Raw genomic sequence first — 12,266 nt, forward strand, 5'->3', positions numbered from 1 at the left:
CATAGATAATTCGTGTATTTAACAATACGGTGTCGCTCATTAACAAGGATATATCAACAGCGATTGCCCCATTGTTTTCTGCCTGATTAATATGGAACCAAAGTCTTGATCTAAGGTTTCCGCCCCGTCTCCCTGACGGCATCGTAGGTATATCATGACCCCTAGCAACAAATTCGGTGCCGAGGCCGCCGCTTCGAACCCCGCGGACGAGCTTGCCCTGCTGCGCAAGGAACTTGAGGAATTGCGCGCCGAACACGACGATCTCAAGCTGCTTTACGAAGCCACCATCGAGCATGGCGAAGCCGTGGAAGACCAGCTGGCCGAATACAACATCCTGCTGACCAAAACCCAGGAACGGCTCGAATCGGAACTTCGCGACGCGGGCAACTATGTCTATTCGATCCTGCCCGAAAAAAGGCCGGTGTCCCCGCATGCCGACTGGCTGCTGGTGCCGTCGACCGAACTCGGCGGTGATTCGTTCGGCTATCACGATCTGGATGACGACCATTTCGCGATCTACCTGATCGACGTGTGCGGCCACGGGGTGGGGGCCGCGCTGCTGTCGGTCGCCATCATCAACGTGCTGCGGGCCAATGCGCTGGTCGGCACGGATTTTCGCAATCCATCGGACGTCCTGGCAAAACTCAACAACGCCTTTCCGATGGAACGGCAGAACAACATGTTCTTCACGATCTGGTACGGCGTCTACCAGCGCTCGAGCGGGCTCATGTCCTACGCCTCCGGCGGCCATCCCGCCGCCATCCACCTGAGGCCGGCCTCCGGCACATTTGACGTGACCGGCCTGGGCACACCGGACGGCATGGTGATCGGCGCCATGCCGGACATGGCCTTCGACGGCGGCTCGTTCCGGATGCTGCCGGGGGACAAGCTGCTGGTGATCAGCGACGGCACCTACGAGATCGAGGACGAGACGGGAACGACACTGACCTGGGCTCAGCTGGCCGACAAGATCCGGACCACGGATGCCCCGGTGTCCCGGTCGATCTACGACTGGCTCGCCGAGTTCAACGACAAGGCGCCGCTTCCGGATGATTTTTCCATGATGGAGTTTTCTTTCTAGGCAACCGCGGTTTCGGCGGGACCTCCGTCTCCAGTGTGCGGCCGCTAGGCCGTGTGACCAATTTTCGGGCGGCGCTGCCAATCGTTAATTGGTCACTACGGCCTAGTCCTCACCGGCGCGCGGAACGAGGACGGTCGTGCGGTTGGTGTCCCCGACCCGCTCATGGCGCACCTCGTCCGACAACTGGTGCACGAGAAACAGGCCCAGGCCCCCGATGTCCCGTTGTTCGACTGTCCCGGCGAGGTCCGGAGCAAAGGGATCCGCGCCATTGTCATAGGGCGCCGCGCGGTCGGTCAGTGTCAGCTCGACATGATTTTTTTCCAGGGCGGCGGAAATGGCAATCTCGTCCGCGCGGCCTTCCGGATAACCGTAGGCAACCGTGTTGCTGAACAGTTCCTCGACAATCAGCAACAGTGTCCGGCGAACGGCGTCCGGCAGGTCGGCACCCGCGGCGAGGGCCTCCACCGCGGCATAGACAGCCGGCAGGTCCGCCAGGTCGTTTCGAACTGTTACTGTTTCCACATGTGCCACTGATTGGTGCCCTGTCGGTCGACTGTCGCTCACGGCCAGGTCGTCCTTCAGCCCGGCCGTCCGGCAAGCTCCTTCGCTGCCTCCAGCGTGTCGGCGACGGCAAGAATTTTCAGAAATCCCGAAATTTTCAGGACGTCGACAACCGAAGGGTTCACCTGAAAAAGGACAAGCTTGCTTCCCGACGGCGCAAGCAGCTTGGCGATGATGAGAAGGGACCTCAGACCGAAGCTGGTGACATAGTCGACCTTTTCCATGTCGACCAGGAGCGTTCCCGCCTTCTGGTCGACAAGGTTCTTCAGATAGGCTTCGAACGTCTTTGCACTCAATGTGTCCAGCTTGCCTGCGGGACGCACGACGGCAAATCCGCCGCCGGTTTCATGATCTATCGTGATGTCTGCGACTTCTGCGGTCATTTCCAGTTCCCGGATATGCACAGGCGCCGCTGTGGATCAAAGCGCGCCGTGCGATAAGTGTTTCACCTGTTTCGCTGCGTTCGAGCATAAATTGAGCCGCAAACCTGTACACTTTATAAAGGTGCCGCACCTGAAACGCTATGAGATTGCGAATCAGTATAGTTATCGGATGCTCTAACGTCCGTTCCCTTGATCCGGAGTGCCCCGATGGCCGACGCTGACCCTTTGGCAACACTCGACGACCCCCGGGCCGGCGTGGGCCGCGCCGCGCTGGACAATCCGGACGCCCAGGAGGAGTTTCGCGACTCCCCGGAATTCGAGGAACTGGAAACCGAATTCCGCAAGATGGAAACCGGCGGACCGAACGCCGTCAAGTGGAAGCAGCTCAACGAAGAGACCATCAAGGTGCTGCAGACGACGTCAAAGGATCTCGTCCTGGCGACCCGTCTGGCATTCGGGCTGTTCGAGGAGGAAGGCTATCCCGGGCTTGCAACGGGCCTGGTCATCCTGCGTGACATGTCCGAGGCCCATTGGGAAACCATGGTCCCGCCCGTGCGCCGCGAACGGGGCCGGGCCGGCGCCTATGACTGGCTTGCCGAAAAACTCGCCCCGATGGTCGAGGCCAGAAACCCGGACGGCCAGTTCAACCGGGAAATCTACATCGCCAACGACGCCCTGCTGGAGCTGGATACGGCGCTCGAGCAGAAGATGACCAAGTCCCAGGTTGCGCTGGGTCCGCTGGTGCGGGCCCTGCGCCCCTACGCCAAGGACGCCAGGGCCGCGCTGGAAGAGGAAAGGAAGGCGGCGGAAGCCGCCGCCGCACCGGAACGGGAACCGGAGGAAGCTCCGGCCGATGAAGCGCCCGCAGAGGCCGCGGCTCCAGCTCCGGCCCCCGCCGCCGACCAGGCCGCGCCGGCGCCTGCCCGGCCGGCGCCACAACCGGCAGCCGCCCCGGCGGCACCGGCAGCGGAAATCGCGGTGGACACGTCCAGTGCCGCCTCGGCGATGCAGGCCGTTTTCAACGCCGCCACCAAGGCGGCGACGGCGGTCAGGCACCAGGCGCCGACCGACGCGCGCGGCTATTACGCCGCCCGTTTCGCCCTGTGGGGCCGGATCGAGACACTGCCGCCGAGCACCGACGGCAAGACCGCGCTGCCGCCACCGCAGAAGACCAAGATATCCGAGCTCGCGGCCCTGAAAGGCGCCGGCAACCACGAAGGCCTGATCGCGTCGGCCGAATCCGCGTTCATCGCCTCTCCCTTCTGGCTGGACGCCCAGTTTCATCTGGCGACGGCCATGCAGGAGGCCGGAGACGCGTACGCGGCCGCCCGCAGACTGGTGACCGGAGAACTGTCCTGCCTGCTGCAACGCTTTCCGGACCTTGTCTCCATGACCTTCAGCGACGGCACCGCCTTTGCCGGCGTGGAAACCAGGGACTGGATCGCGCAGGACGTGCAGGCCGGTAGTGAAGGCAGCGGTGGCGGCGGCAGTTCCGAGCTGGACCGCGTCTTCTCCGAGGCGTGCCAACTTGCGATTGCAGGCAAGACAACCGCCGGCCTTGCCACGCTCAAGCAACACCTGGCCACGCGCGGGGCCGGACGCGACTGGTTCCGGACACAGCTCAGGATCGGAGACTTCTGCCTTCGGTTCGAGTTGATTCAACCGCTTTTTGCCCTGCTCAGCTCCTTGCGGACTATCGCTGCGGAACGTGATCTGGCACACTGGGAACCGGATCTAGCGGTCGCTCTCGCACGGCTCTCCTGGCAGAGCCTCGGGCACAAGAATGTGAAACAGTTTCTGCCGGACGCTGAAGCTCTCCAGATTCGAACCAGCGTCATGGAAACACTCTCGCTGCTGGACGTGGGAACGGCAGCTGAATTGACGGGCCGAAAGTAATCTTAACGTATCCTTAAGTTGAAACGCCAAAATTCTCAGACATCTAAACAGAACTGACACATAGTCGCATTAGGAACCAAACGGGAATTATCTGATCTCGAGGCAAGAAGGCGCCGGAAGAATTGTTTGCAGCGCTCGACAGCCGGTCTGACCACGGGGGACATTAAATGTCGAAAGAAGCTTCGGTCGCACCCAAGGAACGGGTGAACATCAAATACAAGCCGGCAACAGGTGATGCCAAAGAGGAAATCGAGCTGCCGCTGAAAATGGTCATGCTCGGCGACTACACGCAGCGCCCTGACGACACGCCAATCGAAGACCGGACGCTCATCAACATCAACAAGGACAATTTCAACGAGGTCATGAAAAGCCATGATCTCAGCCTGGATCTGGCCACGGAAAACAAGCTGGTCGACACGCCGGAAGGCGAGGAACCGGACAATCTGGCGGTGTCCCTGAAGTTTCAGAACCTGAGCGATTTCACCCCGGAATCGATCGTGCGCCAGACACCCGAGCTCAACAAGCTGCTCGAGCTGCGTGAAGCCCTGGTATCGCTCAAGGGCCCGCTTGGCAACGTCCCGGCCTTCCGCAAGGCAATCCAGGGCGTTTTGGGCGACGAAGCGGCGCGCGAGAAACTTCTGGCGGAGCTGACCAATGCGACCGGTGGTTCGGAAGACAAGTCCGAGTGACCTGCCCGGCCTCTTCGAACCCCTATCCCATTTCTAGCTGACGAGACTGAAACATGACAGACACCGACGCACAGCAAGACGCCGCGGCACAGACCGAAGAGCTCGACGCGTCTCTTCTGGACCAGATCCTTCAGGAGACCAAGCTCACGCCCGCCGATGACGGTTACGACGTCGCCCGCAAGGGCGTGGCCGCCTTCATTTCCGAACTTCTGAAACCTTCGGCAGGCGGCCAGGTGAATGGCGCCGCAGTCGACATGATGATCGCGGAAATCGACCAGAAACTCTCCACCCAGGTCGACCAGATCCTGCACCACGACGATTTCAAGAAAATGGAATCGGCCTGGCGCAGCCTGAAATTCGTCATCGACCGGACGGACTTCCGCCAGAACATCAAAGTCGAGATGATGAGCGTCACCAAGGACGAGCTTCTCGAAGACTTCGAGGACAGCCCGGAAGTCGTCAAGTCCGGCCTCTACAAGCATATCTACACGGCGGAATACGGTCAGTTCGGCGGCCAGCCGGTGGGCGCGATCGTTTCCAACTACGATTTCGGGCCGAATGCTCCGGACATCAAGCTGGCCCAGTATTGCGCCAGCGTCGGCTCCATGTCGCATGCGCCGTTCATCGCCGGCGCCTCGCCCGCCATGTTCGGTGTCGACAGCTTCGAGGAGATCCCGAACCTCAAGGACATGGAATCGATCTTCGAGGGCCCGAAATACGCCAAATGGAACTCCTTCCGCGAATCGGAGGATTCCCGCTATTTCGCCCTGGCCATGCCGCGCTTCATGCTGCGCACGCCCTATGGCCCGGAAACGTCCCCGGTCAAGGCCTTCAACTACGAAGAGGAGGCCGACAGCAACAGCGACAACTACCTTTGGGGCAACGCTTCCTTCGCGCTGGCGACCAAGCTGACCGACAGCTTCGCCAAGTATCGCTGGTGCCCGAACATCATCGGACCGCAGTCCGGCGGCGCCGTCGAGGACCTGCCGGTGCACACGTTCGAGGCCATGGGTCAGCTGCAGTCCAAGATCCCGACCGAGGTTCTGGTATCGGACCGCAAGGAATACGAGCTCGCCGAGCAGGGCTTCATCTCGCTGACCATGCGCAAGGGCAGCGACAATGCCGCCTTCTTCTCCGCGAATTCCGTGCAGAAGCCGAAATTCTTCGGCAACTCCCCGGAAGGCAAGGACGCCGAACTCAACTACAAGCTCGGCACGCAGCTGCCCTACATGATGATCATCAACCGCCTGGCGCACTACATCAAGGTGCTGCAGCGCGAGAACATCGGTAGCTGGAAGGATCGCGGCGAGCTTGAATCCGAGCTCAACAAGTGGATCCGCCAGTATGTGTCCGACCAGGACAATCCCTCCGCCGACGTCCGGTCCCGCCGGCCGTTGCGCAAGGCGGAGATCAACGTGTCGGATGTCGAGGGCGAACCGGGCTGGTACAGCGTTTCCATGGCGGTGCAGCCGCACTTCAAATACATGGGGGCGGATTTCACCCTGTCCCTGAAGGGCAAGCTGGACAAGTCCTGATCCCGGCGGGATCACGGAAACGAAACTCTGACAGGTGCCGCCCCGGGACACGTCCCGGGACCGGTGCCTGTTTTGGGGTCTGGCAGGACCCTCGTTGGATGGAGAACTCTTCCGGATGGCTGTGAGCTTGTTTCAGCGGCTCGAGAACGACGTAACCGGCACCCACTACCGGAATGTGGATGAATTCGAGGCCGCGGTTCTGGAAAGCGTGCTGGAGGACCTGCGCATCCTTCTCAACAGCACGGCCGGATGCTGCGAGACCTGCCCCGATTTCGGGCTGACCGATTTCAACTCGATCTCACGGTCGCACAAGGACACGGCCACCGAAATCTGCCGGAACATCGAACGGCAGATCAGGGACTACGAGCCCCGGCTGCGCAATCCGATCGTGCGTGCCGTCGACGACCCCGAACGGCCGCTCGATTTCATATTCAACGTGGAGGCGGAACTGGATCTGGGCGGCAGCAGGAAGCGGATCCGGTTCGATTCCATTCTCGACAACAGCGGACAGATCCGGGTCAGCGCATAAGACGCTCGAGCGGAACCGGGGGCACATAGCGGGCATGGCGATCAATTCCTACTATCGCGACGAACTGAACTACCTGAAGGAAATGGGCCGTGTGTTCGCCAAAGCCAACCCGCGGCTGTCGAAATTCCTGTCGGAAGACCCGATCGACCCGGATGTCGAACGGCTCATGGAAGGTTTCGCGTTTCTGGTGGGCCGGCTGCGCCAGCGCCTCGACGCGGAGATGCCGGAGGTCTCGCTCAACCTCCTGAAGCTGATATGGCCGCATTACCTGCGGCCGGTTCCGCCCATTACCCACATGGTTTTCAAGCCGGTCCCGGAATCCTCCGACCTGTCGACCAACGTGCCGCGCGGGACCTTCGTGCAAACCAGCCCGCTGGACGGAACCGCTGTCCGGTTCCAGACCCGCTGCAGCCTGAAAGTGCTGCCGATCGAATTGACGGCATCGGATCTGGAAAACCGCCGCGACAGCGCCAAGCTGACCCTTGGCTTCCGGAGAACGGCCGGCAACAATCTCCGGGCGCTCGCCGAGGGTCCGCTGCAACTGTTTCTGGGAGCCAGCAACGATGTCAGCCTGTCCCGGCAGCTCTATTTGCAGCTGTGCAACCGGCTGACCTCGGTGGACTTCGTGCCCGCCAAGGGGCAACCGGTCCGCTCGGCCATCCGCGTCGAACCGATCGGCTTCGCGCGCGACCAGGCGACGCTGCCCTACCCCGATGGCGCCTTCGACGGTTTCCGGATCATGCAGGAATATTTCGCCTGTCCGGACAAGTTCATGTATGTCCGTCTTCACGGGCTGGAAGCCTTTGCCGACCTTCCCGTCGACGAATTCGAACTCATTTTCAATTTCCGGCAGAAATTCGCCAACCAGGACCGGATTTCGCGGGAGGCCATTTCCCTCAACACGGTTCCGGCCATCAACCTGTTCGAAACGGAAGGCCAGGCGCTGCACGTCGCCCATGACAGGACCGAGTATCCCGTCCGCGCTTCGGGCAACCGCGCCATGTTCAGCGTGCACCATGTCTCCGACGTGACCGGCTGGGTGCAGGGCTCGAGCCGGAAGGTGAACTATCAGGCATTCGAGTCCTTTTCCCACGACGCCGCGTCGCAGGAAGAGGACAAGCTCTATTACCGCACCGGGATCCGGCCGTCCGTGCTCGGCAATGGCGTCGATCACTATATTTCGTTCGTTACGCGGCTGAATGAAAACGGTCTGCCGCCGACAGAAACGGTCTCCCTGCGGCTCTTGTGCTCCAATGGCGACCATGCCGCACGGTTCGGGGTCGGCACCGTCAATCAACCGACCTCGTCCACGCCGGCCAAGCTGGAATTTCGAAACATCACGCCGATACTGTCGGAAGTGCCGCCGCCGCTCGACAACCAGGTTCTTTGGACATTGATCGCGAACCTGTCGCGCAACTATGCCTCTCTCATCGATGTGGAAGCGCTGAAAACCGTTGTCGGCGCATATGATTTCAGGGCCTATATCGACAAGCAGGCTGCCTTGCAGCGCGAGTTGCTGCTGCAGAATTTCCAGAAATTCGAGCGCAGGACCGTCGACATTTTCCGGCAGGGGCGGCCGACGCGCGCCTACGAGATCGTCCTGTCACTGGCGGAGACCGCCCTGGGCGGCGAGGCGGAACTCTACCTGTTCGGCACCGTGCTTGACCGGTTCCTGAAATCCTACGCCAGCATCAACAGCCTGCACCAGCTGACGGTGATCGGAACGGACGCCAATGTCATTCACCGCTGGAGCCCGACCTCCGGAGATGCCCACCTGGTATGAGCGAGCAAGACACCCCATCTGCTGCCCCTCCCGTGCCGGACGCGATGCTCGTCGACAAGCTGGCGCGCACCCAGTTTTTCCAGGCGCTTTACCTGATCAGCCTGCTGCATCCCGAAATCCGACACATGGGCCCGGGCCACGATCCGGAGAACGAGGTCCTCCGGTTCCGCGCCACACGGTCGCTCAGCTTCGGTCCGAGCGACGTCTCCAGCATAGAGTTCGACGCGGAACACAATCGCTACGATGTCAGGGTAAACTTCTTCGGGCTCTACGGCCCCGCCTCGCCGCTGCCGCCCTACGTGACCGAACGGATCATCGAGCGGGACGAGACCCCGTCTTCGCTGGAAGACCTTCTGGACCTGTTCAACCATCGCTTCATTTCACTGCTCTTCGGCATGTGGCAGAAGTCGCGGCATTTCGTGCGTTTCGAGGAACACGGCCTGGATCCGACCTCGCAGTGTTTCCTGGCTCTGTGCGGTTTCCCGGTCGACGACCGCGCCGAACTCGGCAGCGTGCCGCGCACCGCCATCCTGCCGCATGTGGGCCTCATGTCCCACTATTCGAATTCGCCCGAAGCCATCTCCTCGATGCTGTCGAGCTTTTTCAACCTGCCGTTCGAGATCATCGAGTTCGTTTCCCGGACCGTGGACATCCCGCCCGAAGCGCGCATGGAACTCGGCATTCACAACACCCTCTTGGGCGGCGACATGGTTCTGGGCGAGCAGGTGGAGGACGATCTCGGCAAGTTCCGGCTCAGGATCGGGCCTGCCTCGTATGAGGATCTGCAGCATTTCCTGCCCAATGGCGACAAGCATGCCGTTCTGGTCGATCTGCTGGCCATGATCGTCCGCGATCCGATCGACTGGGACCTTGAATTCAGCTACGAAGCGGACACGATGCAACCGGGCCAGCTGGGGCTGGCCCGCCTGGGGAACAATCTTTGGCTTTCAGATGGTGAAAACGCCAAACTAGAAAACAATGTCCACTTGGCGCCAGCGCGGGCAAGCGGTACCGTTCCCGATGAAAATCAGGGATTCGTTGCGCCGGCTGAGATGGGCGGACCGGTTGGCGCTGCTCTCCATGAACACGCGTCGTCCTCAGACAAGACACCAGTTACGGCATGACGGCTACGCTCATTCTCGTTTGTGATGCAATCGGATCCCGGCACCAGTTCGGGCCGAATGGCGGTGCGTTCGGCCGGTCGCGGAAATGCGACTGGGTCCTGCCGGATCCGGAGCGTCACCTGTCGTCCGTCCATGCACGTATCCTCTATCAGAACGAGACCTTCATCCTGGTCGATGAAAGCACGAACGGAACGTTTCTGGAGGGCCAGTCCGCAGCAATCGGCCGCGGCAAGGCCGTCAGCCTGTCTCCCGGCATGAAGCTGATTGCCGGTCCCTACCAGATCCGGGTCGACGCCCTTCAGGCCGGCCATGCCGCCCAGACCAATCCCTTTGCCGCCTCAGGTGCGCGTACGCCCAACCGCCCCGCGCCTGCGGCAACGCCGCTCAGGATCGATACGTCGGGGGCGAGCCTGCCCAAGAACACGTCGCTCGATCCGCTGGACCATCTCGGCGGCGGACCGGAAACCCTCACACCGGTCGCCTCGGTGCAAACCCCGCTGAACGAGATCCCCGAACCCGTGTCGTTCGCGGCTCCAAACGCGCCGCCCTCCGCGCATGAGACAACCCGGTTCCAGGGCGTTCCCGCACCGTCACCGGATCTTCAGCCCTCTCCGGCAGTCCCGGCCCCCGCCCTCACTGCGGCGCCGGGACTGCCGGGCGTGGCGCCGCAAGGCCCTGTCCCTGCGGCGGCCACGCAGATGACCGCCCCGGCAACGCCACACCCGGCGCCGCCGGCAACCACCGCCCGGCCGGCCGCAGCACCGCCGGCCCAGTCACCGCCAGCTCCGTCACCGCCAGCTCCGTCACCGGCTTCCGGCAACATCATTCCCGAAAACTTTCTCGCCGGCCTGGGCGCTCCGGCTGGCGGCGCGCCGTCCGCGCCGACGCCCCAGCCCGCGCAAAGTCTTCCCGACCTGTCCACGCTGATGCCCGCAGCCCCGGCCGCCGGTCAGGCGGATGGTCCCGGAAAGGCCGCGACCATCCCTGACAACATCGATTTCGGCATTGGCGCTCCCCCCGCTGCTCCGACTTCTTCTCCGGCCCCGACCTCGTCCCCGGCCCCTGCTCCCGCTGTTGCGCCCGATCCCGCAATGCCGCAGACGCCGGCGGCGGGGACTTCGCCGATGCAGGCATCGCCGGCACAGCCCCGGGCCCTTCCTGGCGACCCGCCGGTCGCACCTGCTCCCGCAGCCGCAGCGCCGCCATCGGAGCCGCCGCTCAATCCGCTCGACGCGCTGAAGAAACGCCGCGCTCAGCGCGAGGCAGAGCTGGCGCACAAGGCAAAATCGCGCCGAGCCCCATCTCCGTCGCCGTCCCTGTCCCCCTCTCCGGCCGCAAGGCGCCCGGACCAGGCGGAACCGCCGGCGACGCCCGCGCTTGCGCCCATTGCCCAGCCGCCTGCGCCAGCCACCCAGCCTCCGGTGCCCGCCGCGCCGCGACCCCCGGCAACCCGCGCGCCCTCGGCACCGGCCGCGGCAGGTGAGAGCGCCGGTTCCGAGGTGTTCCAGGCGCTGATTTCCGGATTGGGATTTGCCGATGCCGAAGTGCCGGCTGAAGACCAGGCGGAAATCGCGCGGGCGACCGGTGAAATGGTGCGTGAACTGGCCAACGGCCTGATCGCGCTGCTGAATGCCCGCAAGTCGCTCAAGACCGAATTCCGCATGTACGAGACGCGGATCCAACCGGAAGAAAACAACCCGTTCAAGCATTTCAATGTCGGTGAGCTGGCCATCGACGAAATGCTGTTCGCCCGCAAAGGCGGGTTTCTGCCGCCGCCTGAAGCCGCGAAGGAAGCCTTCAGGGACCTGCAAAGCCACACCATGCTGACCGTCGCAGCCACCCAGCGGGCGATGCGGATCATGTTCGAAAGCCTTTCGCCGGAAACTCTGGCGGGCGAAGAGGACGATGGCGGACTGCGCCTGAGGGGACTTGGCGCGAAGCGCAGCAAGTTCGAGGCTGCGAAGGAACGCCATGACCGCTTGCGGGCTGATTTCGACGCCGTCGTGCGGCAGACCATTGCCGAGGCCTTCGTGCAGGTCGAGGAAGACCAGGCCCGCCAGCAATCGAAAACCTTCTGGGAGAACAAGAAGAGATGACAGTAACCCGGCGGAATTTCCTTGAGATCTCGGGCGTTGGGCTGCTTGCGGGCCTGGCTGCCTGTTCGAGGGTGCCCCCGCCGACTCCGATCAAGGTCCAGCTGCAGGCCGACGAATACACCAATCCGAACGAGAATGGTGACCCGTCGCCCGTTGTCGTGCGCGTCTATCAGCTCAAGGAAGTGACCGCCTTCCAGAACGCCGAGTATTTCGATCTGGCCGACAATGACAAGAAGGTGCTCGGCGGCGACCTGATCGGTGTCCAGGAATACGAAATGACTCCGGGCAAGAGCCAGGACTACAATAGGGACGTGTCTTCGGAGGCGACCCATATCGGCGTCATCGCAAGTTTCAGGGACATCGAGAACGCGCAATGGCGCGACTCGATTGAACTGAAGCAGGAAAAGAAAAACGAGTTTGTCATTTACCTGACTACGCTCGCCGTCCGAATACAGAAACTGCGCAGCCGGCGGCTCGGTGTCTTCTGACGGAACTTAACTTCGCCATGGTCTGCATGGCTGCATTTTGTGCTACGAATTGCGAATCACTCGGTAGCTGGCTGCGGGTGCCGAATGACGGGTTTTGCGAG

11 protein-coding genes are annotated in these 12,266 nt (G+C 62.3%); 9 read left to right on the top strand and 2 right to left on the bottom strand.

What is annotated here, in order from left to right; translation table 11 throughout:
* The first annotated feature begins 154 nt into the window (after window positions 1-154).
* Complete coding sequence (locus tag O6760_RS05695) at window positions 155-1,081, top strand: PP2C family protein-serine/threonine phosphatase (protein WP_269584517.1); 927 nt, start codon at window positions 155-157, stop codon at window positions 1,079-1,081.
* Window positions 1,082-1,183: 102 nt separating this feature from the next.
* On the opposite strand, the gene O6760_RS05700 is transcribed toward O6760_RS05695, so the two are convergent.
* Entirely contained in the window at window positions 1,184-1,603 is a 420-nt protein-coding gene (locus O6760_RS05700) for an ATP-binding protein (protein WP_269584518.1), read from the bottom strand.
* 56 nt (window positions 1,604-1,659) lie between these two features.
* Entirely contained in the window at window positions 1,660-2,025 is a 366-nt protein-coding gene (locus O6760_RS05705; protein ID WP_269584519.1) for an STAS domain-containing protein, read from the bottom strand.
* 207 nt (window positions 2,026-2,232) lie between these two features.
* Here O6760_RS05705 and tssA point away from each other — a divergent pair, with 207 nt between their 5' ends.
* The 8 genes from tssA to tssJ all read left to right on the top strand — a co-directional run bounded on the left by tssA (window position 2,233) and on the right by tssJ (window position 12,165).
* Window positions 2,233-3,921 carry a type VI secretion system protein TssA gene (gene tssA, locus O6760_RS05710; protein WP_269584520.1) on the top strand — a complete coding sequence of 563 codons (1,689 nt, stop codon included), beginning with the start codon at window positions 2,233-2,235 and terminating at the stop codon, window positions 3,919-3,921.
* Window positions 3,922-4,088: 167 nt separating this feature from the next.
* A complete protein-coding gene (gene tssB, locus O6760_RS05715) occupies window positions 4,089-4,610 on the top strand; it encodes a type VI secretion system contractile sheath small subunit (protein ID WP_269584521.1) in 522 nt (173 codons plus the stop codon).
* 53 nt (window positions 4,611-4,663) lie between these two features.
* On the top strand, window positions 4,664-6,145 hold the full coding sequence (gene tssC, locus O6760_RS05720) for a type VI secretion system contractile sheath large subunit (RefSeq protein ID WP_269584522.1): 1,482 nt from the start codon (window positions 4,664-4,666) through the stop codon (window positions 6,143-6,145).
* A 115-nt stretch (window positions 6,146-6,260) separates the two neighbouring features.
* On the top strand, window positions 6,261-6,674 hold the full coding sequence (gene tssE, locus O6760_RS05725; RefSeq protein WP_269584523.1) for a type VI secretion system baseplate subunit TssE: 414 nt from the start codon (window positions 6,261-6,263) through the stop codon (window positions 6,672-6,674).
* A 34-nt stretch (window positions 6,675-6,708) separates the two neighbouring features.
* On the top strand, window positions 6,709-8,457 hold the full coding sequence (gene tssF / locus O6760_RS05730) for a type VI secretion system baseplate subunit TssF (protein WP_269584524.1): 1,749 nt from the start codon (window positions 6,709-6,711) through the stop codon (window positions 8,455-8,457).
* Complete coding sequence (gene tssG, locus O6760_RS05735) at window positions 8,454-9,581, top strand: type VI secretion system baseplate subunit TssG (RefSeq protein ID WP_269584525.1); 1,128 nt, start codon at window positions 8,454-8,456, stop codon at window positions 9,579-9,581. Before tssF ends, tssG begins: the two co-directional genes overlap by 4 nt.
* Window positions 9,578-11,677 carry a type VI secretion system-associated FHA domain protein gene (locus tag O6760_RS05740; RefSeq protein WP_269584526.1) on the top strand — a complete coding sequence of 700 codons (2,100 nt, stop codon included), beginning with the start codon at window positions 9,578-9,580 and terminating at the stop codon, window positions 11,675-11,677. The genes tssG and O6760_RS05740 overlap by 4 nt, the downstream gene beginning before the upstream one ends.
* Window positions 11,674-12,165, top strand: a complete 492-nt coding sequence (gene tssJ / locus O6760_RS05745; RefSeq protein WP_269584527.1) for a type VI secretion system lipoprotein TssJ — start codon at window positions 11,674-11,676, stop codon at window positions 12,163-12,165. Before O6760_RS05740 ends, tssJ begins: the two co-directional genes overlap by 4 nt.
* The last annotated feature ends 101 nt before the right edge of the window (window positions 12,166-12,266 follow it).

The organism is Roseibium sp. Sym1 (assembly GCF_027359675.1).
Taxonomy (GTDB): Bacteria; Pseudomonadota; Alphaproteobacteria; order Rhizobiales; family Stappiaceae; genus Roseibium.

What these genes read in the sequence shown, in the direction of transcription:
- tssJ (WP_269584527.1), top strand. Translation starts at nt 11,674, where the DNA reads ATGACAGTAACCCGGCGGAATTTCCTTGAGATCTCGGGCGTTGGGCTG.
- tssA (WP_269584520.1), top strand. Translation starts at nt 2,233, where the DNA reads ATGGCCGACGCTGACCCTTTGGCAACACTCGACGACCCCCGGGCCGGC.
- tssG (WP_269584525.1), top strand. Translation starts at nt 8,454, where the DNA reads ATGAGCGAGCAAGACACCCCATCTGCTGCCCCTCCCGTGCCGGACGCG.
- tssF (WP_269584524.1), top strand. Translation starts at nt 6,709, where the DNA reads ATGGCGATCAATTCCTACTATCGCGACGAACTGAACTACCTGAAGGAA.
- tssB (WP_269584521.1), top strand. Translation starts at nt 4,089, where the DNA reads ATGTCGAAAGAAGCTTCGGTCGCACCCAAGGAACGGGTGAACATCAAA.
- O6760_RS05705 (WP_269584519.1), bottom strand. Translation starts at nt 2,025, where the DNA reads ATGACCGCAGAAGTCGCAGACATCACGATAGATCATGAAACCGGCGGC.
- tssC (WP_269584522.1), top strand. Translation starts at nt 4,664, where the DNA reads ATGACAGACACCGACGCACAGCAAGACGCCGCGGCACAGACCGAAGAG.
- O6760_RS05695 (WP_269584517.1), top strand. Translation starts at nt 155, where the DNA reads ATGACCCCTAGCAACAAATTCGGTGCCGAGGCCGCCGCTTCGAACCCC.
- tssE (WP_269584523.1), top strand. Translation starts at nt 6,261, where the DNA reads ATGGCTGTGAGCTTGTTTCAGCGGCTCGAGAACGACGTAACCGGCACC.
- O6760_RS05740 (WP_269584526.1), top strand. Translation starts at nt 9,578, where the DNA reads ATGACGGCTACGCTCATTCTCGTTTGTGATGCAATCGGATCCCGGCAC.